The sequence below is a fragment of the Azohydromonas sp. genome (assembly GCF_035325925.1).
Lineage (GTDB): Bacteria > Pseudomonadota > Gammaproteobacteria > Burkholderiales > Burkholderiaceae_C > Calidifontimicrobium.
The window spans coordinates 26,431-52,703 of sequence record NZ_DAOKZA010000006.1 but is presented as its reverse complement, the minus strand read 5'-3'; the positions used below and the strand labels follow the sequence as shown (position 1 = coordinate 52,703).

Here is a 26,273-nt window from a genome sequence, read left to right as displayed (position 1 = left end):
AGGCGCAGCAGGTGGCGGCGCAGCAGGGGGGTGCGTTCGGTCATCGGCGCGCTCCGCAAGGATTCGAGACGATTGTGACCGCACGCCACCGGCGTGGTTCCGCGCCGCGTCAGAACGGCGGCGCCACCGCCAGGACCAGCGCTTGGCCACCGTGCGGGTGTGGCACGATCAGCCGCGCCGCGTGCAGCAGCAGCCGCGGCGACGAGGCGGCGACCTGCGGCGGGGCGTACAGCGCATCGCCGACGATCGGGTGGCCGATCGCCTGCAGGTGCACGCGCAGCTGGTGCGATCGCCCGGTGACCGGTTCGAGCTCGAGCCGCGTCGTGCCGCGCTCGCGCGCGAGCACGCGGAATCGCGTCAGCGACGGCCTGCCGCGGTCCGTGTCGACGACCTGCCGCGGCCGGCGGGGCCAGTCGGCGGCCAGCGGCAGGTCGATGTCGCCGGTGTCCTCGGCGACCGACCCGGCGACCACCGCGACGTAGGTCTTGTGCACCCGGCGTTCGGCGAACGCGCGCGACAGTTCGCGCTGCGCTGCGGAGCCGCGGGCGAACAGCATCAGCCCGGAGGTCGCCATGTCGAGCCGGTGCACGACCAGCGCGTCGGCGCAGTCGCGCCGCACGCGCGCCCACAGGCAGTCGGCCTTGTCGGCGCCGCGACCGGGTACGGCGAGCATCCCGGCGGGCTTGTCGGCGGCGACCAGCGCCGCGTCGGCGTGCACGATCACGGCGGCTTCAGCGCGCAACGCGTCGCGCGGGCGGCGCGGCGCCGCGTGCCGACGTCGCCCTCGCGGCGCGTGCCGTCGGCACGCGTGGTGTCGCTTCGGGCAGCAGACGCGCTCGCTGCTGCAGCTTGTCGATCGCGCGTTCGAGCACGCGGCGCTCGTCGGCGTCGAGTGCGTCGAGCAGGAAGGCTTCGCGCGCCAGCGCCAGCGGTGCGATGCGCCGGTACAGCGCGCGCCCGGCCGAAGTCAGCCGCAGTACGCGCGCGCGCCGGTCGTCGTCGGGTTCGCGCGTGACCAGCGCCGCCGCCTCGAGCCGCGCCACGGCGCGGCTGACCTGCATCTTGTCGAGCGTCGTGTGCACGATGACGTCGCCGGTGCGCATCGGCCCTTCGGCCAGCGCGGCGATCACGCGCCACTCGTCGCGGCCGAGGTCGAACCTGCGGTCGTAGACGCCGGCCACCGCGCGGCTGACGGCGTCGGCGAGCACCGCCAGGCGGTACGGGAAGAAGCGCTGCAGGTCCATTGCGAAAGGGTAGCGAGTGCGACGAATCCACCGGCGACGTCCCGGGCCGACCCAAGCCAAGCCCACGTCGGCAGCGCGTGTGCGGGTTCCGCGAATTGATAACAGACGTTACGATAGCATCTTCGCCGACCGAAGGAGACCGCGATGCGCGTGCGCAAGATCCACCACGTGGCCTACCGTTGCCACGACGCCAAGCAGACCGTCGACTGGTACCGCGAGCACCTGGGCATGGACCTGGTGCTCGCGATCGCCGAGGACCGCGTGCCGTCGACGAAGGCGCCCGACCCGTACATGCACCTGTTCCTCGACGCCGGGGGCGGCAACGTGCTGGCGTTCTTCGAACTGCCGAACTCGCCGGCGATGGGGCGCGACCCGAACACGCCCGACTGGGTGCAGCACATCGCGTTCGAGGTCGACGGCGTCGACACGCTCGAGAAGACGAAGGCGAAGCTCGAGGCGGCGGGCATCGCGGTCGTCGGCATCACCGACCACGTGATCTTCAAGTCGATCTACTTCTTCGACCCCAACGGGCACCGGCTCGAACTCGCCGCGAACACCGGCACGCCGCAGATGTACCGCCGCCTCGACGAGGTCAAGCACGCGATGATCGACGAGTGGAGCCGCACCAAGCGCGCGCCGCGCCACGCGGCGTGGCTGCACGAAGGCGAGTTCGCACACGTCGCCGACGAGTAGCCGCGCGCGGCGTCGAACCGGCGCCACGCGGCGGGCGAGAGGGGATTGACGCGCGCGCGGGTTGCGCGCACATTTCGTCGCCTCGCGACGCGCCACCGGGCGCGCCATCGGTTCCACCCTCAACTTCCACAGGAGGAGATCATGTCGAAGCCCCAGTGCTCCATCCTCCTGTCGGCCGTCGCTTCCTGACGAACCCGCGCGGCCGGTGCGAGGTCTCTCGCGCCCCGGCCGCGTCGACGCAGCACTGCACGACACCGCGCCGCGGCTGAGCACCGCGCGCCGCCGCACGCCCGCCTGAAGCGCGGGTCGACAGGCCCCGCACCCCACGTGTCCCGCGCTTGCGCGCGGGCCGCACCCGTGCCTGCGCGTCGCGCAGCCGCCGGTGCGTGCCGTTCACCGATCCATCGCCACCGAGATGAACCCGACCCGATCCACCGATCCCGACCGTGCGGCCGTGCCGCCCGATTTACCCGACCTCGAGGAACCTTCCGCCATGACACTTCTTCTGTCCCTGCGTCGCCACCTAGCGCGTGCCGCGCTGGTGGCCGCTTCGTTCGTCACCACGTCGGCGCTGATGCTGGCACTCGGCGCGGCCTTCGACGCCGCGTCGCGCGAGCCCTGGCTGCGCGACACGCCGCAGGTGCGCGTCGCCGTCGCCGCGTGCGACGCCCGCGCCTCGCGCGACGCGCGTCGCAACTGCCTGCGCACCGTCGTCGCCGAGGCGCGCGCGCGCGACGCCGGCGCCGCACGCCTCGCGGCACTGGCCCCTGCGGTGCGGGAGGCGACGCGGTGAGCGGGTGCCTGTCGCCCACGCTGCAGTCGATCGGCCTGACCCCGGCAATGGCGTGCCGGATCGAGCCGCTGCGCGAGGTGCATCCGGCAGCGCGCGCGGCGCGCATCGTCGAGGTGCAGCGCGGCGGCGTGCGCGTACACGACGGGCAGGCCATGCACGCGGCGCGCGTCGCGCCCGGCCTGCAGCTGGCCCTGCGAGCCGACGACGACACGCTCGCCGTCGGCGACTGGGTGCTCGTCGCGGACGACACCCGGCGCGACGCCTGGGTCGTCGAGCGGGTGCCCCCGCTGAACCGGCTGGTGCGACGCGGCGCCGACGGCCACGGGAGGCAGGCGCTCGTCGCCAACGTCGACGCCGCGATGCTCGCCTGCGGGCTCGACCAAGACTTCAACCTGCGCCGGCTCGACCGCTACCTGGCCTTCGTGCGCATGGCCGGCGTCGGCGCGCTGGTCGTGCTGACCAAGGCCGACCTCGCCGCCGACGTCGACGCACGCGTCGCCGAGGTGCGCCGGCGTCTGCGCCCGAGCGAGGACGTCGTCGCGGTCAACGCGCTCGACGCCGGATCGGTCACCGCGCTGCAGCGCTGGCTCGGCGCCGGCCAGACCTGGGTGCTGCTCGGATCGAGCGGCGTCGGCAAGAGCACGCTGACCAACGCGCTGGCCGGGCTCGGCGGCGCCGCTGCGCAGGCCACCGGGCCGGTGCGCGCCGACGACAGCCGCGGCCGCCACACCACCAGCGCGCGCTCGCTGCATCGCACGCCTTCGGGCGCGTGCCTGATCGACACGCCGGGGCTGCGCACGCTGCGCCTCGACGGCGACGAGCAGGCGCTGCGCGACGCGTTCGACGACGTCGAGTCGCTGGCCGCGCGCTGCCGCTTCCGCGACTGCCGCCACGGCGACGAACCCGGCTGCGCGGTGCGCGGCGCGCTCGGACCCGAACGCACCTCCCAGTACCGCAAGCTGCTGCGCGAGGTGCGCCGCGACCACCTGAGTGCGCTCGAGCGCCGCGCGCAGGTACAGCGGTGGAAGGCGCGCAGCCGCGCGGCGCGCGCCCACCTGGCGGCCAAGGGGCGGTGATCGCGTCGGCGTGGTCGCGGTGCGTGACAAGCGAAAAGGACTACAATGTCCGTACAGACATGCACAAGACCGTTTCCACAAGGTCTTTTCAGCTTTACCGCCACGGGGCTCGCCCCGCCGGCCGGCCGGTTTGAATCCCCCGACTGACGTTTCTTGAGTGTCTCTGTCCCTGCGGGCGCGCTTGCGCTCGCGGGTGTTCCACCCTATTTACTTCAATTCACTCGAGGAACAACTCATGAGCACCACGCAAACCGGCATCGTCAAGTGGTTCGACGACGGCAAGGGCTATGGCTTCATCACGCCCGACGGCGGCGGCAAGGACCTGTTCGCCCACTTCAGCGAGATCCGCGCCGACGGCTTCAAGAGCCTGCAGGACAACCAGCGCGTCGAGTTCGAGGTCAAGCAGGGCCAGAAGGGCCTGCAGGCGGCGAACATCCGCCCGGTGTGAGGACGGTCGGCGCCGACGGCGTCGAATGCACGGGAACCGCGGCCTCGGCCGCGGTTTTTTTTGCCTTCCGCACCTGCCGGCGCCGCGTCAGAAGGTGTCGATCAACCCGCTCTGCACCGCGGTTTCGGGGTTGCTGCCGGCGTCGCGCACCGCCTGCAGCGCCGCCGCGGCGTCGAGCCCCAGCACCTTGAGCACGCAGGCCCCGGCGCTGCCGGTGCGCCCGACGCCGGCGGCGCAGTGCAGCAGCGCCGACTCGCCGGCGCGCAGCGCCTGCGCCACGCCGCCGACCTCGTCGCGGAACGACTGCAGCGACGCCGGCAGCCCGAAGTTGCGCATCGGTGCGTGGCGCCAGCGAAACGGCAGCGTGTCGCGGTCGATCGCCAGCCGGTACGCCGGCGACAGCGAGTCGAGTTCGTCGAGCGGCGTCAGGCACAGCACCAGCGACAACCTCGCGCGCTGCGCCTCGTCGACGAACGCGCCCCAGCTCTCGAAGCGCCCGGGCATCGCCGAGAACCACAGGCGCCCGGACACGCCGTCGGGCAGCGCGACCGGGCGCAGGATCATCGTCGCTGCGCCGGCGCGCGCCTCAGTGGCGCTGCTGGATGCCGGCAATGGCCCAGCCGCGGCTGTCGTCGTGCGGCTTGACCAGGTGCCAGACCTCGTCGAAGTCGTGCGCCGCGGCACCTTGCTCCTCGCGGATCAGGCCGTGATAGCGCACGCTGACGATCTGCCGCGAGCCGTCCTGCGTCACGTCGAGCACCTCGGCGTCGACCTGCACCACGTCGGTGTGGTTCGGCGCCGCGCCGCGCTCCTGCAGGTCGAGACGCACCTCGGCGAACAGCTCGGGCGTGGTGAACTGGCGCAGATCGTCGAGGTCGGCCGCGTCGTGCGCCGCCTGCATGCGGATGAAGATCGCCTTGGCCACGCGCTCGAAGCCGGTGCGGTCGAAGTCGGCAGGCAGGGCTGGGGCCGGCGCCGCGGCCGACGCCGCTGCGCCAGCGCGACCCGCCGCGGCGCCCGCCGGAGGCCAGGCCGGCGTCGCCGTGCCGGCGCCCGCACCTGCGGTTGCCATGCGCTGCATGCCCGGGCCCGAGGCGCGGCGCGCGAGCAGCCGCACGACGACGATCGCCGCGACCACCAGCAGCGCGATCAGCATGAAGCTCGCCAGTTCCTCGCCGAAGCCCAGGTGGCTGGCGAGCGCAGCCAGCCCGAGGCCGGCGGCCAGCCCGGCCACCGGCGCCAGCCACGACGGACGAGACGACGCGGCGGCCGCACCGGCGTTCGGTGCCGCCGCGGCCGGCGTGGCCTGGCGCTGCACCGGCGCCTCGGCCGGACGCGTGGGGGTGTCTCGCTGGAACCCGGTCGACTTGCCGCCGCCGAAGCGCCTCGCCTCGGCGTCGAAGGGCAGGAACGCGGCGCCCAGCGCCGCCACGACCACCGCCACCAACCAGTTCTTCATCGTCTCGTCCTCGACTGTGGATGCACGCACACCGCGGCATTGTCGCCGCTGCGCTGGGACGCCGCGCGGGCGACGGAAGTTCCCCCGCACGCCGCCGGGCGCGCGTCTTTGGGCATCATGCGCGCCGTGACGGGACACGCGACGGCGCGGAGGGCATGTTGGGCGACGCGATCTGGTGGACGCTGGCGGTGGTGCTGATGCTCGCCGGCGTCGCCGGCACCGTGCTGCCGGCGTTGCCTGGCACGGCGCTCGTGCTCGCCGGCGTCGTGCTCGGCGCGTGGATCGACGGTTTCGAGCGCGTCGGCGCGGGCACGCTGGCGGTGCTCACCGTGCTGGCGGTGCTGGCGTGGGTGCTCGACTACGTCGCCGGGCTGCTCGGCGCACAGCGCGCCGGGGCCAGCCGCCTCGCGGTGCTCGGCGCCGCGGTGGGCACCGTGGTCGGGCTGTTCATGGGCGTCGTCGGCGTGCTGTTCATGCCGCTGGCCGGCGCCGCGCTGGGCGAGTACCTCGAGCGGCGCGACCACCAGCAGGCCGCGCGCGTGGGCGTGGCCACCTGGCTCGGCGTGATGGTCGGGCTGGTCGCCAAGGTGGTGCTCGCGTTCATGATGATCGGCATCTTCGTGCTGGCGCTGGTGTTCTGATGCGCTGGGCGGCGTGGCTGGGCGGCGCCGCGTGCGCCGCGGCGGCGCAGGCGCAGCCGTCGTCGGAGCTGCCGCCCGAGGCCGGCGAGCGGGGGGCGCCGCCGCGCGTCGAGATCCGCGGCGCGCGGCCCGGCGACGTCGAGCAGCGGCGCCAGTCGACCGCGGCGAAGATCGTCGTCGGCCGCGACGAGATCGAACGCTACGGAGACACCAGCCTCGGCGACGTGCTCAAGCGCCTGCCCGGCGTCACCGCGCCCGGGCGCGACGCCGCACCGCGCATGCGTGGGCTCGGCAGCGGCTACACGCAGATCCTGCTCGACGGTCAGCGGCTGCCGCGCGGCTTCTCGCTCGACGCGCTCAGCCCCGAGCAGGTCGAGCGCATCGAGATCCTGCGCGCGCCGACCGCCGAGACCGGTGCGCGCGCCATCGCCGGCACGATCAACATCGTCACGCGCGAGGGCGCGCGGCGCCGCCTCAACGAGGTGCGCGTCGCGCTCGGCGTGGAGGACGGGCGCGCGCAGCCGAACCTGAACTGGAGCCACAACGACAGCGCCGGGACCCTGACCTACAACGTGTTCGGCGCGCTGTTCGCCAGCGACCGCGACTCGAGCAGCCGCAGCGTCACGCTCGCCGAGTCGCTCGACGACGGCGAGCGCCTGCGCGAGTGGCACGAGCACGCCGACGGGCGCAGCCGGCGGCAGGGCCTGCGCCTGGGCGCGCGGCTGCAGTGGCGGCTCGGCGACGGCGAGTCGCTGGCGCTGTCGCCGTTCGTGATCCGCTCGCGCAGCGACGGCAAGCGCACGGCGTCGGTCGAGCGTGTGGCCGGCGAAGAGGCGCCGACTTACGCGCTGGCGCGCAGCGCCAGCAACGGGCGCTTCGAGCTGACGCGGCTGAACACGCAGTGGCGGCATCTGGTGGCAGGCACACGCGTCGAGTGGAATGCCAACGGCTGGCACTGGCGTTCGGACGGCAGTTCGCACCGCGACGAGTTCGACGCGGCGCTCGCGCCGTCGCGCACCCTCGACGAGCGCTCGACAACGCGCCAGCGCACGCTGGCGCTGTCGTCCAAAGCCACGCGGCTGCTCGACAACGACCACCAGCTGGTCGGCGGCGCCGAGGTGGAGGCGGTGCGGCGCGACGAGTCGCGGCTGACGCTGCAGGACGGCGTGCCGCTGCTGCCCGAGTTCGGCACCGACCTCGCGGCGCGCTCGACGCGCTGGGCGGTGTACCTGCAGGACGAGTGGCAGTGGTCGCCGCGCTGGGCGCTGCACGCCGGCGCGCGCTGGGAGTCCATCGCCACGCGCGGCGACGGCGGCACCGACGAAGCGGCGCGCAACGACAGCCGCGTGTTCACGCCGCTGCTGCACGCCGTGTTCAAGCCCGACCCGAAGGGCCGCGACCAGCTGCGCATCAGCCTGACGCGCAGCTACCGCACGCCGGCGCTGGGCCAGCTGATCGCGCGGCCGTCGATCAGCACGCTGTACCCGCTGCCCGGCGGCAACGAGCCGACCAGCCCCGACCGCGCCGGCAACCCGGCGCTGCGCCCCGAGCTGGCCAGCGGCATCGACATCGCGCTCGAACGCTATCTCGAAGGCGGCGGCGTGCTCAGCGCCAACCTGTTCCACCGGTGCATCGCCGACCTGATCCGCCACCGCACGGCGCTGGAGACGGTGAGCTGGTCGGCGCTGCCGCGCTGGGTCAGCCGCCCGGTCAACGTCGGCGACGCGACGACCAGCGGCATCGAGCTGGAGGCCAAGCTGCGCCTGGCCGACTGGCTGCCCGACGCGTCGCGCGTGGACCTGCGCGCCAACCTGGGCGCCTACCGTTCGCGCGTCGACGGCGTCGCCGGCCCCGACGACCGGCTCGACGAGCAGCCCGACCTGACGGCCAACCTCGGCGCCGACTGGCGCGTCGACGGCCTGCCGCTGACGCTGGGCGGCAACCTGAACCTGACCCCCGGCTACCGCACCCGGCTCGCCGACACCGAGGTGGTCGAGGCTTCGCGCCGGCGCGTGTTCGACGCCTACGCGCTGTGGGTCGTGAACCCCTCGCTGCAGTGGCGGCTGAGCGCGAGCAACCTCGCCCCGCTCGACGCGCGATCGCTGCGCGCGCTCGACGCCGGCACGCTGCGCGAGACCGTGACCACGGTGTCGGCGGCCTCGGTCAGCTGGCAGCTGCGGCTGGAGATGCGGCTGTAGCGGGTTCGGTCGCCGGCAATGCGAACTCGCGCGCCAGCAGCGCGTACGAGCGCCGGCGCACCGCCGGGTCGTGGGCCCAGGTGTTGATCACCAGTTCGTCGAGCTGCAGCTCGGTGGCCAGCGCGCGCAGGGCGTCGGCGACACGATCGGCGCGGCCGACAAAGGCCTTGCGCCGCATCGGCGCGAGCTGGGCGAGCTCGTCGGCGCCGAAGCCGCGCCGCGCGATGTCGTCGGGCGGCTGCAGCGGCAGCAGCCTGCCGCGCGCGCGGTCGAGCCGCCAGCGGTCGCGGCTGAGCGCGTGGTGGTGCGCCTCGTCGTCGCTGTCGGCCGCCAGCGCCCACACGCAGATCGTCGCCTGTGGCCGCGGGTGGCGTTCGCCGGGCCGGTACAGCGTGCGGTACAGGTGCAGCGCCTGCTCGACGCCCTGGCCGTCCATGAAGAAGTAGGCGAAGGCGTACGGCAGCCCGAGGTGCGCGGCCAGCTGCGCGCCGTAGTCGGAGCTGCCGAGCACCCACAGTTCGGGCGCACGTTCGATGCCGGCGTCGGCGGGTGGGCGCGGGTGCGCGACGATGCCCTGGTGCGGCAGGCCGCGGGTCCAATGCCGCAGGTCGACGACCTGCTGCGCGAACGCGTCGGCGCTGGCGTGCGCGTTCGGGTTCAGCGCCAGCGCGGTGCGCATGTCGCCGCCGGGCGCGCGGCCGACGCCGAGGTCGATGCGCCCCGGCGCCAGCGCGTCGAGCACGCGGAACTGCTCGGCGACCTTGAGCGCGCTGTAGTGCGGCAGCATCACCCCGGCGCTGCCGACGCGGATGCGCCGCGTGCGCGCGGCCACCGCGGCCATCACGATCTCGGGCGCGCTGCCGACGATGGTGGCCAGGTTGTGGTGCTCGCTGACCCAGAAGCGCCGGTAGCCCAGCGCCTCGGCATGCACGGCGAGGTCCAGCGTGTCGCGCAACGCGTGGTCTTCGCCGCGCCCCGCGCAGGCCACCGACTGGTCGAGGATCGAGAGCTGCATGCCCGCATCGTGCCACGCCGGCGCCGGCCGCGGAACGATAAGGGGCGGCCCGAGCCGCCCCGCAGGCGAAGAGGGGCGGCCCGAGCCGCCTCGCAGGCGAAGAGGGGCGGCCCGAGCCGCCCCGCAGGCGAAGAGGGGCGGCCCGAGCCGCCCCGTTGGTGCACGCCGCGCAGCGATCACATCGGCGGCAGGATCACGCGGTCGATGACGTGGATCACGCCGTTGTCGGCCGCGATGTCGGTCTTGACGACGTTGGCGTCGTTGACCTTCACGCCGCCCGTGGTCGAGACGTTGATCGGCGCGCCCTGCACCGTGGTGACCGCGCCGGCCCTGACGTCGGCGGCCATCACCTTGCCCGGCACGACGTGGTAGGTCAGCACCGCGGTGAGCCTGGCCTTGTCGGCGAGCAGCGCGTCGAGCTGCGCCTTCGGGATCTTCGCGAACGCCTCGTCGGTGGGGGCGAACACGGTGAACGGGCCCTTGCCCTTGAGCGTGTCGACGAGCCCGGCGGCCTGCAGCGCGGTGGCCAGCGTCTTGAACTGGCCCGCCGCGACGGCGGTGTCGACGATGTCCTTGGCCTGCGCCGTCAGCGCGGCCAGGGAGACGGCGCCGGCGACGGCGAAACGGGCGATGAACTTGTGCATGGAAGGCTCCTGTGGAGGTGGACGCAGGGGTGGGAGTGAAGGATCCGCTTGCCGCGCACCCATCACGGCGAGGGAAGGATCACCTTGTCGATGACGTGGATCACGCCGTTGGTCGCGAGCACGTCGGTGGCGACGATCGCGGCGCGGCGGTCGCGCCCGTCGGTGATCTGCAGCGACGTGTCGACCGAGAAGCTGCCGCCCTGCACGGTGGCGATCGCGGTGCCGACCGGCACCTGCGCCTTGAGCACGCGGCCCGGCACGACGTGGTACGCGAGCACCGCGGTGAGCAGGTCCTTGTCGGCCAGCAGCTGGTCCTTGGTCACGCCGAGCTCGCCGAGCAGCGCCGCGAAGGCCGCGTCGGTGGGCGCGAAGACGGTGAACGGGCCACTGCCCGACAGCACGCCGGCGAGGTCGGCGGCGACCACCGCCTCGACGAGGATCGTGAACTCGGCCGGGCTGGCCGAGGCCAGCGCGACGGCGGTCTCGACGACGTTGCGGTTGGCCGGCAGAATCACGCGGTCGACCACGTGGATCACGCCGTTCTCCGCGTCGACGTCGGTGGCGGTGATCTTCGCGCTGCGGTTGCGTCCGTCGGTGATCACCAGCTCGGCGCCGACCGTGTCGACCTTGAAGATCGCGCCCTGCACGGTGGTGATCGGCTGGCCGAGCGGCACGGCAGCCTTCGGCACCTCGCCGGCGACGACGTGGTAGGTCAGCACCTGGGTCAGCAGCGCCTTGTCGGCCAGCAGTTGGTCCTTCGTCACGCCCAGTTCGCCGAGCAGCGCGGTGAAGGCGTCGTTCGTCGGCGCGAACACGGTGAACGGGCCCGGGCCACGCAGCGTGGCTTCGAGCCCGGCGGCGGTGATGGCTTCGGACAGCACGCTGAACCGCGGCGTGTCCTGCACCGTCGCGGTGATGTGCTTCGGGTCGTCGTCGCCACCGCCGCAGGCGGCCAGCAGCGCGACCGAGGTCACGGCGATCAGGGATTTCAGCCAGCGTGGCATCGAGGGCTCCTCGTGTGGGGGGATAGAACTGAACGAGCCGAGAAGTTACCAGACAGTTCACAAAAAGACGCAGTGGAGTCTTTCGAGACCACATGGTCTAGAAGGGAATTGACGGCGATGCCGCGTGACGGCACGTCCCGACGGCGCCCCGTAGGCGCCGGCGGCACCGGGGGCGATGCCGGCGACAGTCAGCGCACGACGGCGCCGACGCAGGCGAAGTAGATGAGCAGGGTCAGCAGGTCCTGGACGATGGTCGCCAGCGGGCCGCTGCCGAACGCCGGGTCGGTGCCCAGGCGCTGCAGCCCCCAAGGCAACAGCAGCCCCAGCGCGGTCGCCAGCGCGCTCGCGCCGGCCAGCGCCACGGCGACCGCGGCGGCGAGCCGCGCGTCGCCGAACGCGAGCCAGGCCAGCGGTGCGGCGCACAGCGCGAGCACCAGGCCGATCAGCAGCCCGGTGCGCATCTCGCCGCCGAGCAGTCGTGCGAAACCCACGCGGCTCAGCGACAGCCCGCGCACCGCGACGGCCTCGCTCTGCGTGCCGATCGCGTCGGCCAGGTAGACCAGCCCGGGCACGAAGAACGCCGCCGCGGGCAGCGCCGCCAGCAGCGACTCGAAGCGCGCGACGACCAGCGTGGCCAGCGCGCTGCCGATGAAGCCGACCAGCAGCCAGGGCAGCCGGTGGCGGGCGCGGCGCAGCGGCGGCGACTCGAGCGCCTCGACGGCGCGCTCGGTCTCGCGCGAGATGCCGGCCAGGCGGTGCAGGTCCTCGACGTGCTCGCGGCGCAGGATGTCCATCAGCGTCGTCGCGCCGGCGACGCCGAGCAGCCGGCCGTCGTGGTCGACCACCGGCACCGCCGCCAGACGGTGCTCGAGCGCGAGCGACACCATGTGCTCGCGGTCGGTGTCGGCGCGCACCGCGGGCAGGTCGGTGCGTGCGAGGTCGCCGATGCGGCGGTCGTCGGCGCTGGCGAACAGCCGCGCCGTCTCGACGATGCCCACGAGGCGGGCGTCGACGTCGACCACGCACACGATCTCGCCGGTGCTCGCCGTCGTCTCGCGCGCTCGCAGGCGCGCGGCGTGAACCGGCTCGTCGGCAGCGGCGACCAGCCACGCCGGTTCGATGTGGGCAGCGGCGACGTCGGGGGGCGTCGGTGCGGGCGTCAGCAGGTCGGCGAGGGGCATGTGGGGTCGGCGGTCGGCAGGGGATCCGGCGCATTGTCCCGGTGCGACACCGGTCCCTCGCGGGTGCGGGCAGCGGTGGAGCCGCCGCCGATCGTCGTTCGCCGGCTCAGCGCGACGACGGCGTGCGCGCACCGAACCAGCTGGCGGTGCGTGCCGCGGCGGCTTCGGCCGGGCGCGTGTGCGCGGGCAGATCGACCGCCGGTGAAGACGGCCGCGCCGTGCCGGGCGCCGCCACGCCGCCCGACCGCAGCGCCGCGGCGAGCAGGCGGTACTCGATCTCGTCGACGACGCGTTCCCAGCCGAGCCGCAGCGCGTCGCGCCGCGCTGCGCGGCCGAGGGCCCGCGCGTGGGGCAGGCGGCGCACGAGCGCGACCGCGTGGGCGACGAAGGCGTCGACGTCGACCATCGGCGCGAGGTAGCCGTTGTGGCCGCTCGTGATCAGCTGCGACGCCGCCGCGTGGTCGAAGGCGACCACCGCGAGGCCGCTGGCCATCGCTTCCGGGGTCACGTTGCCGAACGTCTCGGTGACGCTCGGGAACAGGAACACGTCGCCCGACGCGTAGCATTCGGCGAGCGCTGCGTCGCGCTGCTCGCCGGCGAACAACGCCTGCGGACAGCGCGCGCGCAAGGCCTCGCGCATCGGCCCGTCGCCGACGAGCACCAGCCGCGCGCGCGGCTGTGCGACGAGCATGGCCTCGTGGGCGCGCAGCAGCGCGTCGAGGTTCTTCTCCGGCGCCAGCCGGCCGACGTAGATCGCCACCGGATCGTCGGGGGCGGCACCCCATTGCCGCCGCCTCTCGTCGCTGCGGCGCGCCGGGTCGAACTGCGCGGTGTCGACGCCGCGCCCGACGACGACGAGCCGGTCGAAGCCCTGCACCTCCAGTTGATCGCGCAGCTTCGCGGTGGGCACCATCGTGCAGTGCGTCGCGTTGTGGAAGTGCCGCAGGTAGCCGGCGATCGGGCGTTGCAGCCAGCCAACGCCGTAGTGACGGCTGTAGCTGTGGAAGTTGGTGCGGAAGTCCGAGGTCACCGGCAGCGCGAGCGCGCGTGCAGTGCGCAGCGCACCGTAGCCCAGCGGGCCCTCGGTGGCGATGTGCACGACGTCGGGCCGCTGCCGTGACCACGCGCGGCGCAGCACCTGCTGCGCCGGCAGGCCCATGCGCAGGCCGGGGTAGCCGGGGATCGGCAGGCTGCGCGCGAGCAGCGTGTCGCCGTCGACGGTCTCGTCGTCCGTGCGCTGGCGCGGGCGCACCAGTTGCACCGCGTGCCCGCGCTCGCGCAGGCCCTGCACGGCGCGCGCGAGCGTCACCGCGGCGCCGTTGACCTCGGGAGGATACGTTTCGGTGACGACCGCCACGCGCAGCCGCGGGCGCGGCGCCTCGGCGGGGGCGACGACGGCGGGCAGTTCGAGGCGCAGGGTCGCACGCATGTCCATGCCCCGATCGTCGCGACAACCTGCGTCAGGCGCATGACGGCCGCGCGACGCGTCGTCACGCGGTGTTCACGCACACCCGGCACGATCGTGTCCGCGTGCCGCCGGCCGCACCCGACAACCGACCCGGAGCACCCGATGACCACCTTCAGGCAGGAGCTGCGCACGCAGCGCTGGGACGACCACCGCTACTACCACCACAGCCGCATCAACCAGACGCTGCACCTCGTCAGCGCGATCAGCTTCGTCGTCGCGTACGGCCTGTTGTTCGTCGACCCGGCGCTGGCGGCGATCGTCGCCTGGTGCGTGTCGATGACGACACGCCAGGCCGGCCACTTCTTCTTCGAGCCGCGCGGCTACGACCACGTCAACCAGGCCACTGACGAGCACAAGGAGGCGATCAAGGTCGGCTACAACATCCGGCGCAAGGTGGTGCTGATGACGGTGTGGCTGCTGGTGCCCGCCGTGCTGTGGCTGCGCCCGGACCTGCTCGGCCTGATCGAGCCGGCGGCGACCTGGCGCGAGTTCGTCAACGACGTCGGCCTCGGCTGGCTGGCACTCGGCGCGGCCGGGCTGCTGTTGCGCGTCGTCCAGTTGACGTTACAGCACAGCCTGCGCACCGGCCTCGTGTGGATGACGAAGATCCTCACCGACCCGTTCCACGACGTCTGGCTGTACCACCGCGCGCCGCTCGCGCTGCTGCGCGGCGAACTGATCGACCCGATGCCGCACGCCCGGCAGCGGCGCTGAACCGTCAGCGCCTGGCCTTGAGCACCTCGCGCAGCACGCTGCGGCGGATCGACCCGTGCGTCACGCGCTCGTCGCGCCACCACCAGCCGTCGGCGTGCATCTCGCGCGCCGCGGCGACGAAGCGCTCGGCCACCGCGTCGAACTCGTCGGCGCCGTAGTTCAGGCTGAAGATGAGGCGCCCGCTGCCGACCCAGCTCAGCGCCAGCCCGTGCTTGCGCAGGTAGTACTGCAGCATCCAGTGGTAGCGCCCCGGCTGCGTGTAGAGCACGGTCCAGATCGTCGACAGGTTCGCGACCTGCACCGGCACGCCGGCGTCGCGCAGCATGGCGTTCAGGCGCTCGGCGCGCGCGTTCCAGCGCGCGTCGAGGCCGTCGTAGATCGCTCGCACCGCGGGCGTCTCGAGGCGGTCGAGGAAGGCGTCCATCGCGCCCATCACGTAAGGGTGCGCGTTGAACGTGCCGCGCGCGAAGCACACGTCGGCCGGGCGGTCGTCGCGGAAACGCTTCATCAGGTCGCGGCGGCCGCACACCACGCCCACCGGCAGCCCGCCGCCGAGCGTCTTGCCGTAGGTGACGAGGTCGGCCTGGACGCCGAAGTACTGCTGCGCGCCGCCCGGCGCGAGGCGAAAGCCGACGAACACCTCGTCGAAGATCAGCACGATGCCGCGTTCGCTGCACACCCGGCGCAGCGCGAGCAGCCAGTCGGTGTACGCGGCGCGGTCGAAGTGCGCGCGCCGCGAGCCGTCGACGAGGCTCGAGTCGCCCGGTGCCGGCGCGTTCGGGTGCAGCGCCTGCAGCGGGTTGACGAGCACGCAGGCGATGTCGCGCCGCGTGCGCAGCACCTGCAGCGTGCGGGGGTCCAGGTCGGCGAGCGTGTAGGTCTGGCGCGGCATGACCGGGTTGCCGGGCCCGGGCTGCACGTCCTCCCACCAGCCGTGGTAGGCGCCGCAGAAGCGCACCACGTGGCTGCGCCGCGTGTGGTAGCGCGCCAGCCGCACCGCCTGCGTCACCGCCTCGGTGCCCGACATGTGAAAGCTCACCTCGTCGAGCCCCGAGATGCGCTTGAGCCGCGCGACGTTGCGTGCCACGACCGGGTGCAGGCTGCCGAGCACCGGCCCGAGCGCCTCGACGCGCGCGCTGCCCTCGGCGATGCACGCCTTGTAGACGTCGACGCCGAGCACGTTGACGCCGTACGAGCCCGTGAGGTCGTAGAACACGTTGCCGTCGAGGTCGGTCATCGTGACGCCCGAGGCCGACCGCACGAAGGCGCCGGCGCGCAGGTGCTGGCGCAGCACCGGCGCGTACTGGAACGGCACGCGGTAGCGGCCGGTGAACTGCAGGTCGGCCAGGCCTTCGGCCGTCTCGGCGGTCAGCTCGAGCGTGCGCGGGTAGCGCTCGCGGTACACGGCGGCCAGGCGCTCGAGCGCCGCGCGACGCTGCGCCTGCACCGCGGGCGGTGCGCCGTCGCTGGCGAAGAACTGCGCCTCGTCGTAGGCGTAGCCGGGCAGCCAGCGCGCGACGCGCCTGGCCAGGCGCGCGTGGCCGGCGAGCGAGCGGTGCTTGGCGAGCGACAGCTGCAGGCGCCGGCGCGCGCGCGGCAGCAGGGCGGCCAACAGGCCGAGCATCGTGGTGCCGAGGACCAGGGGTTCGTTCATCGAGGTGGCTCGTGAGTGAAGCGCGATCTGTAACCGACGCCGGTGACGCCGGCGTGAAAGCCCCGCGCCCGGCGGGCTGGCGGCGCTGGCGCGACCGCGTGCTGCAGCAGGAGGACCTGAACTTCCTGCTCACGAACCGCGTCCCGCGCATCGCGCTGACGCGCCTCGTCGGCTGGTTCAGCCAGATCCGCCAGCCGTGGCTCGCGCGCACGTCGATCGCGGTGTGGCGCGCGTTCACCGACCTCGACCTCAGCGACGCCAAGCCGCAGCGCTACGCAAGCCTGCACGAGTGCTTCGTGCGCGAGCTGCGCCCCGGCGCGCGCCCCGTCGATCCCGACCCCGCGCTGCTGACGAGCCCGTGCGACGCCATCGTCGGCGCCTGCGGCGCGCTCGACGGGCTGCAGGCGCTGCAGGCCAAGGGCATGGCGTACCCGCTCAAGGCCCTGCTCGGCAGCACGCCCGCGGCCGAGCCGTACCGCGACGGCATCTACGTGACGCTGCGGCTGACGTCGACGATGTACCACCGCTTCCACGCGCCGCACCAAGGCACGCTCGAGCACGTGACCTACTTCAGCGGCGACACGTGGAACGTCAACCCGGTCGCGCTCGCGCGCGTCGGGCGCCTGTTCTGCCGCAATGAGCGCGCCGCGCTGCGCTACCGGCTCGACGCCGGGCCGGTGGTCACGCTGGTGCCGGTGGCCGCGGTGCTGGTGGCGAGCATCCGCCTGCACGCGCTCGACGTGCTGCTGCACCTGCGCTGGCGCGGGCCGCACGAGATGCCGTGCGACGCGCGCTACGCGAAGGGCGACGAGATGGGCTGGTTCCAGCATGGCTCGACGATCGTCGTCTTCGCCCCGCGCGGCTTCGCGCTCGCCGAGGGCGTCGCGCCCGCACGGCGCGTGCGCATGGGCGAGCCGCTGCTGCGGTTGCCGCCCGCGGCCTGACCGCCCCCCCGAACCATCGACAAGGAGGTCCGATGCACACCGTCGAACTCGTCTACTTCAACGCCGGCGGCGGTCACCGCGCGGCGGCGCATGCGCTGGCCGCCGTCGCCGCGCAGCAGCAGCGGCCGTGGCGCGTGCGGCTGACCAACCTGTTCGAGGTGCTCGACCCGCAGCAGTACTTTCGCCGCTTCACCGGCTTGGCGCCCGAGGCGTACTACAACGCGCGCCTGGCGCGCGGCTGGACGCTCGGCCTCTCGCAGGAGCTGAAGGTGCTGCAGGCGAGCCTGCGCCTGCTGCACCCGACGCTGGTGCCGCGCCTGCAGCGCCACTGGGCGGCTGGCGAGCCCGACCTCGTCGTCTCGCTGGTGCCGAACTTCAACCGCGCGCTCGGCGAGAGCCTCGCCTCGACGCTGCCCGGGGTGCCGTTCGTCACGGTGCTGACCGACCTCGCCGACCACCCGCCGTCGTTCTGGATCGAGCCGGGCGTCGCGCAGCAGGTGGTCTGCGGCACCGACCGCGCGGTCGCGCAGGCGCTGGCGCTGGGCTGTGCGCCGCAGCGCGTGCACCGCGTCTCGGGGATGATCCTGCGCCCCGAGTTCCACGCGCCGATGGCGGTGGACCGCGCGCGCGAGCGCGAGCGCCGCGGCCTGCAGCCGCATGCGCTGACCGGCGTCGTGATGTTCGGCGGCCACGGCTCGGCCGAGATGCTCGACATCGCCGCTCGCCTCGCCGACCTGCCGTTGATCCTGTTGTGCGGCCACAACGCCCGACTCGCGGCGCGCCTGCGGGCACTGCCGGCGCGCGCGCCGCACGTCGTCGTCGGCTTCACGCCCGAGGTGGCCGGCTGGCTGCGGCTGGCGGACTTCTTCGTCGGCAAACCCGGCCCGGGCAGCCTCAGCGAAGCCTTGCATTGCGGGCTGCCGGTGGTGACGACGCGCAACCGGTCGACGATGCCACAGGAGCGCTACAACACCGACTGGGTGCGCGAGCAGGGCGTGGGCCTCGTGCTGCGCAGCTTCCGCGAGCTGCCGGAGGCCATCGGCACGCTGCGCGAGCGGCTGCCGGCGCTGCGCGGGTGCGTCGCGAAGCTCGACAACCGCGCCGTCTACGAGATCACGGCGCTGCTCGCACGCATGCTCGAGGCGCCGCCGCGGCCCGACGCGACATCACGGAACTGTCTCGAAGCGTTCACGCACGCGTCGTGATCGCCGGCCACGATCGTTGCTCATGCAACGTGACGCCCTGTTCGATGCGCTCCGGTGCGAGCGGCACGACCCGTCGCCGCACCTGCGCGTGCGCACGGTGTGGATCTCCGACCTGCACCTGGGCACGCCCGGGTGCCAGACGGGCCAGTTGCTCGACTTCCTGCGCGCCGTCGAGTGCGAGACGCTGTTTCTCGTCGGCGACATCGTCGACGGCTGGCAGCTCAGGCGGCAGTGGTACTGGCCGCAGGCGCACAACGACGTCGTGCAGAAGCTGCTGCGCAAGGCGCGCAAGGGCACACGCGTGATCTTCGTGCCCGGCAACCACGACGAGTTCGCGCGCCGCTACGTCGAGCACAGCTTCGGCGGCATCGAGGTCGTCGACGACTGGATGCACGAGACGGCCGACGGCCGGCGGCTGTGGATCACGCACGGCGACCTGTTCGACGGCGTGATCCAGTGCGCACGCTGGCTCGCGCACGTCGGCGACTGGGCCTACGAGACGGTGCTCAAGCTCAACCGGCACGTCAACTCGCTGCGCGCTCGCATGGGGCTGCCGTACTGGAGCCTGTCGCGCTACCTCAAGTTCAAGGTCAAGCGCGCGGTGAGCTACGTCAGCGACTTCGAGTCGGCGGTGGCGGCCGAGGCTCGCCGGCGCGGCGCGCACGGCGTCGTCTGCGGCCACATCCACCACGCCGAGCTGCGCGACATCGACGGCATCCTCTACGCCAACGACGGCGACTGGGTCGAGAGCCTGACCGCGCTCGTCGAGCACGACGACGGCCGGCTCGAGATCGTCGACTGGACGCGCTTCGAGGCACAGGTGCGCGCCGAGGCGGCCGAAGCCGCCGAGGCGCTGGCGGCGCCGGTGCCAGCCTGACACCGGCAGACGCCAGCGGTCGGGGCGCTCGTCGACAGCGGCGGCGGTCACGGCACCGTCACACGGGACCTGAACACTGCATGGCTTCCACCGCGACGACACGACCATGAACAAGACCCTCACCACGATCGTCCCGAACTCGCTGCGCCGCCTGCTGCTGGGCGGCGCGATCGCCGTACTGCTCGCCGCCTGCGGCGGTGGCAGCGTGGAAGGCCCCGACGCCGAGGCGCTGCGCGTCAAGGTGCTGCCGACGCAGGCCGACGCGTTCACGCTGCAGTTGCTGCACGTCGCCGAACTGCCGTCGGCCGGCACGTGGCTGGAGAACCCCTTCGTCTACGACGCGGCCGCGCGCGAGATCCAGGCGCTGGCCGCGCACGGCGGCACCGAGATCGAAAGCCAGCGCCATGCACTGGCGCACGACGGGGAACCGGTCGTCGTGCACCTGGTGTTCAGGCGCCTGACCTGAACCGCGTGCCGCGCTCAGGCGCGCAGCGCGCCGAGGCGGCGCAGCAGCGCCTTCTCGACCTCGAGCACCACGAGCAGCACCACGCCCGCGACGACGATCACCGCGCCGGTGGCCAGCGGCAGCGCCTCGGTGCGGAACAGCGTCTGCATGAACGGCGCGTAGGTGAACGCCAGCTGCAACACGAACACGCCGGCCACCGCGGCGAGCACGCGTGGCGTGCCCTTGACGCCCTGCCACGTGAACGACGGCGCCTTCAGGTAGCGCACGCTGAACAGGTAGAACACCTCCATGCACACCAGCGTGTTGACGGCCACCGTGCGCGCCGCGTCGACGCTGGCGCCGTGCCACAGCGCCCACTCGAACATGCCGAAGATGCCGGCCAGGAACAGCGCCGAGACGAACACGATGCGCCACACCAGGAAGCGCGACAGCATCGGCTCGCGGACCGGGCGTGGCGGGCGCCGCATCACGTCGGGTTCGGTCGGCTCGAAGGCCAGCACCATCGCCAGCGCCACCGACGACACCATGTTCACCCACAGGATCTGCGCCGGCGCGATCGGCAGCGCGACGCCCGCGAGCACCGCCACCAGCAGCGCCATCGACTCGCCGCCGTTGATCGGCAGCAGGAAGGTCACGGTCTTCTTCAGGTTGTCGTAGACGGTGCGGCCTTCCTCGACGGCGTGCGCGATCGACGCGAAGTTGTCGTCGGCGAGCACGATGGCGCCGGCCTGCTTGGCCGCCTCGGTGCCCTTCATGCCCATCGCGACGCCGACGTCGGCCTGCTTGAGCGCCGGCGCGTCATTGACGCCGTCGCCGGTCATCGCGACGATCTCGCCGTTGGCCTTGAGCGCGCGCACCAGGCGCAGCTTGTGCTCGGGGCTGGCGCGCGCGAACACGCGCACGTCGCGCACCGCCTCGCGCATCGCGGCGTCGTCCATCGCCTCGAGCTCGGGGCCGGTGACGGCCTTCAGCGCGTCGCCCATGCCCAGCTGTGCGGCGATCGCGCTGGCGGTCACGCCGTGGTCGCCGGTGATCATCGTCACGCGGATGCCCGCGTCGCGGCACCGCGCGACCGCGCGGATCGCCTCGTCGCGCGGCGGGTCGATGATGCCCACCAGGCCGAGCAGCGTCAGGCCCTGCGCGACGTCGGCGTGGTCGAGGTCTTCCTTCCCGGCGGCAAAGCCGCGCCGCGCCAGCGCGAGCACGCGGCGGCCCGCCTTGGCCTGCGCCTCGACCTCGGCGTGCCAGCGCCCCGCGTCGAGCGGCTGCGCCGCGCCGTCGTCGGCGAGCTGCGTCGTGCACATGTCCAGCACGCGCTCCGGCGCGCCCTTGACCAGCGCGACCGTCGCGTCGCCGTCGGTGGCGTGCAGCGTGGCCATGAAGCGGTGCTGCGACTCGAACGGGATCACGTCGAGCCGCGCCCGCTCGACCTTCAGCTCGGCCGGGTTCTGCCCGGCCTTCATCGCCAGCGTCAGCAGCGCGCCCTCGGTGGGGTCGCCGGCCAGCGTCCAGCGGCCGTCGGCCTCGTGCACGCTGGCGTCGTTGCACAGCGCCGCCACCTCGACGAGCGCCGCCAGCGCCGGGGCACGCTGCGTGAGGGCGGCCGGGTCGAGCACCTCGTCGCCCCGCCTGAGCGCGCCGTCGGGCGCGTAGCCGGCACCGTCGACGTCGACGCGGCCGCCGGCCAGCACGACCTGCTGCACCGTCATCTCGTTGCGCGTGAGCGTGCCGGTCTTGTCCGAGCAGATCACCGTCACCGAACCCAGCGTCTCGACGGCGGGCAGCCGGCGGATGACGGCGTGGCGCTGCGCCATGCGCTGCACGCCGATCGCCAGCGTGATCGTCATGATCGCCGGCAGCCCCTCGGGGATCGCCGCCACCGCCAGGCCCACCGCGGCCATGAACACCTCGCCGGCCGGCATGCCGCGCACCGCGGTGCCGAACGCGAACAGCGCCGCCGCGACGCCGAGGATCACGAACGTGAGCAGGCGGCCCACGCCTTCCATCTTCTGCAGCAGCGGCGTCTTGCCCTGTTCGACCGACTCGAGCATCTTGCCGATGCGCCCGATCTCCGTGGCCGCGCCGGTGGCCACGACGACGGCGCGCGCCTGCCCCTGCGTGACCAGCGTGCCGGCGTAACCCATGCACAGGCGGTCGCCGATCGCGGCGTCGGCCGCCACCGGCTCGACGCGCTTGTCCACCGGCACCGACTCGCCGGTCAGCGCCGACTCGTCGACGCGCAGGTTGCGCGCCTGCAGCAGCCGCACGTCGGCCGGCAGGCTGTCGCCCGACGCGAGCAGCACGACGTCGCCGGGCACCAGGTCGGCGGCGTCGATGTCGTGCTGCCTGCCGTCGCGCAGCACCACCGCGTGCGGCGACAGCAGGTGGCGGATCGCCTGCAGCGCCTTCTCGGCCTTGCCCTCCTGCACGAAGCCGATCACCGCGTTGAGCACCACCACCGCGGCGATCACCCCGGTGTCGACCCAGTGGCCCATCAGCGCGGTGACCGCGGCCGCGGCCATCAGCACGTACAGCAGCAGGTTGTCGAACTGCCGCGCCAGCCGCACCCAGGCACCGGGCGGCTTGACCTCGGCCAGCCGGTTCGGGCCGTGACGCGCCAGCCGCTCGCGCGCCTGGGCCTGCGTCAGTCCGTGCAGCCGGGCGTCGAGCGCGCGCAGTGCCTCGTCGGCACCGAGCGCGTGCCAGGCGGGCGTCGCCGCCTCGGCGCGGGGCGATTCGGATCGTGGATTCATGCGTCGGCGCAGGGTATCAGCCCCGGGTAGACGCCGGCGCCGCTGCCCGGTTCCCGCACGGCGGGCGCGGCCGAGCGGTTACGCTGCGCGCGTGCCCATCGGAAGTCCGACCGCCCGCGCGTGGAGCCGCCCGTGATCGGGCCGCTCGCGTGGGCCTGGCTGCAGTTCGCGCTGCTGGCGCTGCTGATCGGCGTGGGCGGCTATCGCCTCACGCGCGAGGCCGACGCGATCGCCGAGGCGCTCGGCCTGTCGCGCACCTGGGTCGGCGTCGCGCTGGTGGCCACCGTCACGTCGCTGCCCGAGCTGGCCACCGGCATCACGGCGGTGACGGTGGCGCAGGCGCCGAACGTGGCGGTGGGCAATGCGCTGGGCGCGTGCGTGCTGAACCTGGCGTTCCTCGCCGTCGTCGACCTGCTGGTGCGCGGCAACCCGCTGTACCGCCAGGCCAGCCAGAGCCACATCCTCGCCGGCGCGTTCGGCGCGATGATGTTCGGCCTCGTCGGCGTCGCGATCCTGCTCGGTCACGCGGCGCAGCGCGCCGGCGGGCCGCCCGCGTGGCTGCAGGCCGTGATGCCGGGCATCGGCGCGTCGACGCCGCTGCTGCTGGCGCTGTACGTCGTCGCCGTGCGCGCCGTGTTCCTGCACGAGCGCGACACGCAGTCCGGTGGCGCCGCGCGCGTCGCCGACCGCGCCCGTGCCCGCGTCGACGACCGTGCCCGTGCCCGCGTCGCCGGGCACGTGCTGCGCTTCGCGATCGCCGCGCTCGTCGTGCTGCTGGCGGGCATGCGCCTGCCCTTCGTCGCCACCGAGATCGCGCAGACGATGGGCTGGAGCCGCAGCTTCGTGGGCACCGTGTTCGTGTCGGCGGTGACGACGCTGCCCGAGATGGCGGTCACCGTGTCGGCGGTGCGCATCGGCGCGCTCGACATGGCCATCGGCAACCTGCTGGGCAGCAACCTGTTCAACGTCGCCATCCTCGCCGTCGACGACCTGTTCCACCCCGGTGCCTCGCTGCTGGCCGAGGTGTCCGTCGCGCACGCGACGACGGCCGGCTTCGCCGTGGCGATGACCGGGCTGGCCGTCGTCGGCCTGTACTACCGGCCGCAGGGCCGCCTGCTGCGCGCCGTGGGCTGGGTCAGCATCGGGCTGGTCGCGCTGTACGCGCTCAACGTCGCGGCGGTCGCGCTGTACGCCGGGTGAACCGGGCGCGGCGCGCCTGGCGCGGGCAACGAGGGACTAACATGTCCGCCAGCGGTCCGACGAAGGAAACGACGATGAGCGAGCTTCGACGCATCCTGGTGCACGTCAACGACAGCCCGCGCTCGAGCGAGGTGCTGCGGCTCGGCGCCGCGCTCGCGGCGACCCACGACGCCGAACTCGACGCCATCTACGCGGTCGAGCCGGCGCCCACCGGCGCGTACCTGACCCCCGAGGCGTCGACGATCGCCGCGCAGCTCACGCTCGAGGCCGAGCAGGCGCGGCGCGACGCGGCCACCGCGCTGGTGCAGGCGACGGCACGCGAGCTCGGCATCGACGTGCCGCTGCAGGTGGTGCGCGGCGACCCGCTGGCCGGCCTGCTGCACGCGGCGCACGCCGCCGACCTGCTGGTGCTCGGCCAGCACGACCCGAAGCAGCCCGACGGCGTGCACGGCGGGCTGGCCGGGCGGCTGCTGATGGGCGCCGGCTGCCCGCTGCTGTTCGTTCCCTACGTCGACTGGGGGCAGGCGCTGCCGGGGCAGCGCGCGAGCTGCGGCGAGCGCGTGCTGGTGGCGTGGGCCGACAAGCGCGAGAGCGCGCGCGCGCTGCGCGATGCGTTACCGCTGCTGGCGCGCGCGCAGCGCGTCGAACTGGTGCGCTTCGGCCACGCGCCGCACCCCGACGAGGAGCCGCAGCCCGAGCCGCTCGACGCGGTGGTCGCGCACCTGAAGCGCCACGGCGTCACCGCCTCCGCGACGGTGCGGCTGACGCGCGAGCCGTCGATCGGCGAGCGCATGCGCCGGCCGTGGACACCCGACGCGCCGGTGGCCGAGGCGCTGCTGTCGCACGCGGCCGACTCCGGCGCCGACCTGATCGTGATGGGCGGCTACGGCCACAGCCGCGCGTGGGAACTGATGCTCGGCGGCGTCACGCGCACGCTGCTGCACTCGATGACGGTGCCGGTGCTGATGTCGCACTGAAGGCGAGGGCCTCGTTCGAGGCGCCCTCGGCGTCGCCGGGGCGTGTCACGTCAGGCGGCGTCTTGCGGCGTCGGTCGTCGAACCGGCGCGCGGGCCCGCGGCGCTCAGCCGCCGAGGTAGTCCACCAGCCCCTTCATCGTGTACAGCCTCGGCGTGTCGGCCTCGGGGATCTTGCGGCCGGTCTTCTGCGACAGCGCGATGACGAAGTTCAGGAAGTCCATCGAGTCGAGGTCGAGCGCCTCGCGCAGGTCCTCGTCGTCGCCGACCGTCGACAGGTCGGCCTCGGGGGCGATGCCGGCCAGCGCGTCGGCGGCCAGGGCGCGGATCTCGGAGTCGGTCATCGTCGTCGCCTTCGGGGTCACAGGGTGTCGGGGGACTGCAGCGCGCGGTCGATCGCGGCGAGCAGCGCGCCGCCGAGATGGCCGTCGCTGGCGCGGTGGTCGCCGGCCAGCGTCGCGGCCACCAGCGGCCGGGGCACGACGCGGCCGTCGACCACCCACGGTCGCTCGACGACGCGGCCGAAGCCGACGATCGCCACCTGCGGCGGGTAGATCACGCCGAGCACGCTCTCGGCGCCGCGGTCGCCCAGGCTGGTCACCGTGATGGTCGGGTCGGTCAGCTCGCTGCTGCGCAAGCCGCCGGCGCGCGCGCGCTGCACCAGGTCGCGCAGCGCCGCCATCAGCTCGGGCAGCGTCTTGCGGTCGGCGTGGTGGATCGCCGGCGCCACCAGCCCGCCGCCGCGCAGCGCGATCGCCCAGCCGAGGTGGATGCCGGCGCCGGGGCGGAACGCGTCGCCCTCCCAGAATCCGTTGAGCTGCGGCACCTTGACCAGCGCCTTCGCGCTGGCCTTGAGCAGCAGCGTCGCCGGCAGCAGCCGCTCGGCGGGGTCGCGCTCGGCGTTGTAGGCGTCGAGCCAGGCCTGCGCGGCGGCGAAGTCGATCGTCGTCGCCAGGTAGTAGTGCGGGATCTCGCGCTTGGACTTGCCCATCGCCGCGGCGATGGCCTGGCGCATCAGCGCCGCGTCGAAGCCGCCCTTGGGCACGCGTGGCGCGGACGGTGGCGCCGGCGAGGCGGCCTTCGGACGCGGCTGCGCGGCGGCGAGCTCGACGTCGGCCAGCGTCACCGCGCCGTCGACGCCGGTGCCGTGCAGCGAGTCGGCGTCGATGCCCAGGTCGGCCGCACGGCGGCGTGCCGCCGGGCTGACCCGGGCTCGCGTCGCGCCAGCGGCCGGCGGCGCCGCAGGTGGCGGGGGCGGCATCGCCGCTGGCGGGGCCGGCGCCTGCGCGGGCATCACGGCGGGCGCCGGCGCGCGCGCAGGGGTCGCGGGCGGCACCGCTGCGGCTGCCTGCGGCAACGGTGGGGCGGGCGTCGCCACGGTCTGTCCCGGCGCGCGCACCTGTGCCAGCACCGCGCCCACCGGCAGCGCCTCGCCGACCGGCGCCAGCGCGTCGATCGTGCCGTCGAGGAAGCACTCGACGTCGATCGCCCCCTTGTGCGTCTCGACCACCGCGACGACGTCGCCCGGCTTGACGCGGTCGCCCGGTTTGACCAGCCACTCGACGACCTTGCCGGTTTCCATGTCGGCGCCGAGCGCCGGCATCGTGAAGTCGGCCATCGCG

Annotated in this window: 26 protein-coding genes; 13 read left to right on the top strand and 13 right to left on the bottom strand. The window is 73.7% G+C overall.

The features are described 5' to 3' along the window. Positions 1-109 precede the first annotated feature (109 nt). Both PKC53_RS03615 and PKC53_RS03610 read right to left on the bottom strand, forming a co-directional pair. Positions 110-742, bottom strand: coding sequence for an RluA family pseudouridine synthase (locus PKC53_RS03615; protein ID WP_324426407.1), 633 nt, complete (start codon positions 740-742; stop codon positions 110-112). Next, entirely contained in the window at positions 732-1,244 is a 513-nt protein-coding gene (locus tag PKC53_RS03610; RefSeq protein WP_324426405.1) for a MarR family transcriptional regulator, read from the bottom strand. The genes PKC53_RS03615 and PKC53_RS03610 overlap by 11 nt, the downstream gene beginning before the upstream one ends. Positions 1,245-1,388: 144 nt before the next feature. Between PKC53_RS03610 and PKC53_RS03605 the strand changes: the two genes are divergently transcribed. The 4 genes from PKC53_RS03605 to PKC53_RS03590 all read left to right on the top strand — a co-directional run bounded on the left by PKC53_RS03605 (position 1,389) and on the right by PKC53_RS03590 (position 4,254). Beyond that, positions 1,389-1,937, top strand: a complete 549-nt coding sequence (locus tag PKC53_RS03605; RefSeq protein WP_324426403.1) for a VOC family protein — start codon at positions 1,389-1,391, stop codon at positions 1,935-1,937. A 493-nt stretch (positions 1,938-2,430) separates the two neighbouring features. Further along, a complete protein-coding gene (locus PKC53_RS03600; protein WP_324426401.1) occupies positions 2,431-2,730 on the top strand; it encodes a hypothetical protein in 300 nt (99 codons plus the stop codon). Beyond that, the gene (rsgA, locus tag PKC53_RS03595; protein WP_324426399.1) at positions 2,727-3,806 is read left to right on the top strand and encodes a ribosome small subunit-dependent GTPase A; all 1,080 of its coding nucleotides are present in this window, start codon (positions 2,727-2,729) and stop codon (positions 3,804-3,806) included. Before PKC53_RS03600 ends, rsgA begins: the two co-directional genes overlap by 4 nt. Positions 3,807-4,041: 235 nt before the next feature. After that, on the top strand, positions 4,042-4,254 hold the full coding sequence (locus PKC53_RS03590) for a cold-shock protein (protein ID WP_324426397.1): 213 nt from the start codon (positions 4,042-4,044) through the stop codon (positions 4,252-4,254). 87 nt (positions 4,255-4,341) lie between these two features. On the opposite strand, the gene PKC53_RS03585 is transcribed toward PKC53_RS03590, so the two are convergent. Together PKC53_RS03585 and PKC53_RS03580 are read right to left on the bottom strand one after the other, a co-directional pair. Beyond that, positions 4,342-4,818: a tyrosine-protein phosphatase gene (locus PKC53_RS03585; protein ID WP_324426395.1), complete on the bottom strand. Its 477-nt coding sequence runs from the start codon at positions 4,816-4,818 to the stop codon at positions 4,342-4,344. A 22-nt stretch (positions 4,819-4,840) separates the two neighbouring features. Beyond that, positions 4,841-5,713, bottom strand: coding sequence for a Tim44-like domain-containing protein (locus PKC53_RS03580; RefSeq protein WP_324426393.1), 873 nt, complete (start codon positions 5,711-5,713; stop codon positions 4,841-4,843). Positions 5,714-5,871: 158 nt separating this feature from the next. Between PKC53_RS03580 and PKC53_RS03575 the strand changes: the two genes are divergently transcribed. Both PKC53_RS03575 and PKC53_RS03570 read left to right on the top strand, forming a co-directional pair. After that, complete coding sequence (locus tag PKC53_RS03575; protein ID WP_324426391.1) at positions 5,872-6,354, top strand: DUF456 domain-containing protein; 483 nt, start codon at positions 5,872-5,874, stop codon at positions 6,352-6,354. Then, positions 6,354-8,552: a TonB-dependent receptor gene (locus PKC53_RS03570; RefSeq protein WP_324426389.1), complete on the top strand. Its 2,199-nt coding sequence runs from the start codon at positions 6,354-6,356 to the stop codon at positions 8,550-8,552. Before PKC53_RS03575 ends, PKC53_RS03570 begins: the two co-directional genes overlap by 1 nt. Here the strand turns inward: PKC53_RS03570 and PKC53_RS03565 are convergent. The 5 genes from PKC53_RS03565 to PKC53_RS03545 all read right to left on the bottom strand — a co-directional run bounded on the left by PKC53_RS03565 (position 8,518) and on the right by PKC53_RS03545 (position 13,831). Then, positions 8,518-9,567 carry an LLM class flavin-dependent oxidoreductase gene (locus tag PKC53_RS03565; RefSeq protein ID WP_324426387.1) on the bottom strand — a complete coding sequence of 350 codons (1,050 nt, stop codon included), beginning with the start codon at positions 9,565-9,567 and terminating at the stop codon, positions 8,518-8,520. The two genes, PKC53_RS03570 and PKC53_RS03565, sit on opposite strands and share 35 nt — an antisense overlap. A gap of 176 nt (positions 9,568-9,743) precedes the next feature. Then, positions 9,744-10,211: a fasciclin domain-containing protein gene (locus PKC53_RS03560; protein WP_324426385.1), complete on the bottom strand. Its 468-nt coding sequence runs from the start codon at positions 10,209-10,211 to the stop codon at positions 9,744-9,746. 62 nt (positions 10,212-10,273) lie between these two features. Continuing rightward, complete coding sequence (locus tag PKC53_RS03555) at positions 10,274-11,215, bottom strand: fasciclin domain-containing protein (protein WP_324426383.1); 942 nt, start codon at positions 11,213-11,215, stop codon at positions 10,274-10,276. Between the two features lie 188 nt (positions 11,216-11,403). Next, on the bottom strand, positions 11,404-12,396 hold the full coding sequence (locus tag PKC53_RS03550; RefSeq protein ID WP_324426381.1) for a magnesium transporter: 993 nt from the start codon (positions 12,394-12,396) through the stop codon (positions 11,404-11,406). A gap of 106 nt (positions 12,397-12,502) precedes the next feature. Next, positions 12,503-13,831, bottom strand: coding sequence for a glycosyltransferase family 1 protein (locus PKC53_RS03545; protein WP_324426380.1), 1,329 nt, complete (start codon positions 13,829-13,831; stop codon positions 12,503-12,505). A gap of 135 nt (positions 13,832-13,966) precedes the next feature. Here PKC53_RS03545 and PKC53_RS03540 point away from each other — a divergent pair, with 135 nt between their 5' ends. Then, positions 13,967-14,578: a hypothetical protein gene (locus PKC53_RS03540; protein ID WP_324426379.1), complete on the top strand. Its 612-nt coding sequence runs from the start codon at positions 13,967-13,969 to the stop codon at positions 14,576-14,578. A gap of 4 nt (positions 14,579-14,582) precedes the next feature. On the opposite strand, the gene PKC53_RS03535 is transcribed toward PKC53_RS03540, so the two are convergent. Then, on the bottom strand, positions 14,583-16,232 hold the full coding sequence (locus PKC53_RS03535; protein WP_324426377.1) for an aminotransferase class III-fold pyridoxal phosphate-dependent enzyme: 1,650 nt from the start codon (positions 16,230-16,232) through the stop codon (positions 14,583-14,585). A 53-nt stretch (positions 16,233-16,285) separates the two neighbouring features. On the opposite strand from PKC53_RS03535, the gene asd reads away from it, so the two are divergent. The 4 genes from asd to PKC53_RS03515 all read left to right on the top strand — a co-directional run bounded on the left by asd (position 16,286) and on the right by PKC53_RS03515 (position 19,724). Next, the gene (gene asd, locus PKC53_RS03530; protein ID WP_324426376.1) at positions 16,286-17,176 is read left to right on the top strand and encodes an archaetidylserine decarboxylase; all 891 of its coding nucleotides are present in this window, start codon (positions 16,286-16,288) and stop codon (positions 17,174-17,176) included. Between the two features lie 32 nt (positions 17,177-17,208). Further along, positions 17,209-18,381 carry a galactosyldiacylglycerol synthase gene (locus PKC53_RS03525; RefSeq protein WP_324426374.1) on the top strand — a complete coding sequence of 391 codons (1,173 nt, stop codon included), beginning with the start codon at positions 17,209-17,211 and terminating at the stop codon, positions 18,379-18,381. Between the two features lie 22 nt (positions 18,382-18,403). Beyond that, positions 18,404-19,258, top strand: coding sequence for a UDP-2,3-diacylglucosamine diphosphatase (locus PKC53_RS03520; RefSeq protein WP_324426372.1), 855 nt, complete (start codon positions 18,404-18,406; stop codon positions 19,256-19,258). Between the two features lie 106 nt (positions 19,259-19,364). Next, on the top strand, positions 19,365-19,724 hold the full coding sequence (locus tag PKC53_RS03515) for a hypothetical protein (protein ID WP_324426370.1): 360 nt from the start codon (positions 19,365-19,367) through the stop codon (positions 19,722-19,724). Positions 19,725-19,738: 14 nt separating this feature from the next. Here PKC53_RS03515 and PKC53_RS03510 read toward each other — a convergent pair whose 3' ends face one another. Further along, complete coding sequence (locus PKC53_RS03510; protein WP_324426368.1) at positions 19,739-22,477, bottom strand: cation-transporting P-type ATPase; 2,739 nt, start codon at positions 22,475-22,477, stop codon at positions 19,739-19,741. A 132-nt stretch (positions 22,478-22,609) separates the two neighbouring features. Here PKC53_RS03510 and PKC53_RS03505 point away from each other — a divergent pair, with 132 nt between their 5' ends. Both PKC53_RS03505 and PKC53_RS03500 read left to right on the top strand, forming a co-directional pair. Then, positions 22,610-23,677, top strand: a complete 1,068-nt coding sequence (locus tag PKC53_RS03505) for a sodium:calcium antiporter (protein WP_324426366.1) — start codon at positions 22,610-22,612, stop codon at positions 23,675-23,677. Positions 23,678-23,751: 74 nt separating this feature from the next. Beyond that, positions 23,752-24,654, top strand: coding sequence for a universal stress protein (locus PKC53_RS03500; protein WP_324426364.1), 903 nt, complete (start codon positions 23,752-23,754; stop codon positions 24,652-24,654). A 104-nt stretch (positions 24,655-24,758) separates the two neighbouring features. Here PKC53_RS03500 and PKC53_RS03495 read toward each other — a convergent pair whose 3' ends face one another. Beyond that, positions 24,759-24,995 carry an acyl carrier protein gene (locus PKC53_RS03495; protein WP_324426362.1) on the bottom strand — a complete coding sequence of 79 codons (237 nt, stop codon included), beginning with the start codon at positions 24,993-24,995 and terminating at the stop codon, positions 24,759-24,761. Positions 24,996-25,012: 17 nt separating this feature from the next. Continuing rightward, positions 25,013-26,269, bottom strand: coding sequence for a dihydrolipoamide acetyltransferase family protein (locus tag PKC53_RS03490; protein WP_324426360.1), 1,257 nt, complete (start codon positions 26,267-26,269; stop codon positions 25,013-25,015). Positions 26,270-26,273: the final 4 nt, after the last annotated feature.

Coding starts and splice junctions, on each gene's coding strand:
- PKC53_RS03610 (WP_324426405.1), bottom strand. CDS start 1,244: ATGGACCTGCAGCGCTTCTTCCCGTACCGCCTGGCGGTGCTCGCCGAC.
- PKC53_RS03605 (WP_324426403.1), top strand. CDS start 1,389: ATGCGCGTGCGCAAGATCCACCACGTGGCCTACCGTTGCCACGACGCC.
- PKC53_RS03600 (WP_324426401.1), top strand. CDS start 2,431: ATGACACTTCTTCTGTCCCTGCGTCGCCACCTAGCGCGTGCCGCGCTG.
- PKC53_RS03590 (WP_324426397.1), top strand. CDS start 4,042: ATGAGCACCACGCAAACCGGCATCGTCAAGTGGTTCGACGACGGCAAG.
- PKC53_RS03585 (WP_324426395.1), bottom strand. CDS start 4,818: ATGATCCTGCGCCCGGTCGCGCTGCCCGACGGCGTGTCCGGGCGCCTG.
- PKC53_RS03580 (WP_324426393.1), bottom strand. CDS start 5,713: ATGAAGAACTGGTTGGTGGCGGTGGTCGTGGCGGCGCTGGGCGCCGCG.
- PKC53_RS03570 (WP_324426389.1), top strand. CDS start 6,354: ATGCGCTGGGCGGCGTGGCTGGGCGGCGCCGCGTGCGCCGCGGCGGCG.
- PKC53_RS03565 (WP_324426387.1), bottom strand. CDS start 9,567: ATGCAGCTCTCGATCCTCGACCAGTCGGTGGCCTGCGCGGGGCGCGGC.
- PKC53_RS03560 (WP_324426385.1), bottom strand. CDS start 10,211: ATGCACAAGTTCATCGCCCGTTTCGCCGTCGCCGGCGCCGTCTCCCTG.
- PKC53_RS03555 (WP_324426383.1), bottom strand. CDS start 11,215: ATGCCACGCTGGCTGAAATCCCTGATCGCCGTGACCTCGGTCGCGCTG.
- PKC53_RS03550 (WP_324426381.1), bottom strand. CDS start 12,396: ATGCCCCTCGCCGACCTGCTGACGCCCGCACCGACGCCCCCCGACGTC.
- PKC53_RS03545 (WP_324426380.1), bottom strand. CDS start 13,831: ATGGACATGCGTGCGACCCTGCGCCTCGAACTGCCCGCCGTCGTCGCC.
- PKC53_RS03540 (WP_324426379.1), top strand. CDS start 13,967: ATGACCACCTTCAGGCAGGAGCTGCGCACGCAGCGCTGGGACGACCAC.
- PKC53_RS03535 (WP_324426377.1), bottom strand. CDS start 16,232: ATGAACGAACCCCTGGTCCTCGGCACCACGATGCTCGGCCTGTTGGCC.
- PKC53_RS03525 (WP_324426374.1), top strand. CDS start 17,209: ATGCACACCGTCGAACTCGTCTACTTCAACGCCGGCGGCGGTCACCGC.
- PKC53_RS03520 (WP_324426372.1), top strand. CDS start 18,404: ATGCAACGTGACGCCCTGTTCGATGCGCTCCGGTGCGAGCGGCACGAC.
- PKC53_RS03515 (WP_324426370.1), top strand. CDS start 19,365: ATGAACAAGACCCTCACCACGATCGTCCCGAACTCGCTGCGCCGCCTG.
- PKC53_RS03510 (WP_324426368.1), bottom strand. CDS start 22,477: ATGAATCCACGATCCGAATCGCCCCGCGCCGAGGCGGCGACGCCCGCC.
- PKC53_RS03500 (WP_324426364.1), top strand. CDS start 23,752: ATGAGCGAGCTTCGACGCATCCTGGTGCACGTCAACGACAGCCCGCGC.
- PKC53_RS03495 (WP_324426362.1), bottom strand. CDS start 24,995: ATGACCGACTCCGAGATCCGCGCCCTGGCCGCCGACGCGCTGGCCGGC.
- PKC53_RS03490 (WP_324426360.1), bottom strand. CDS start 26,269: ATGGCCGACTTCACGATGCCGGCGCTCGGCGCCGACATGGAAACCGGC.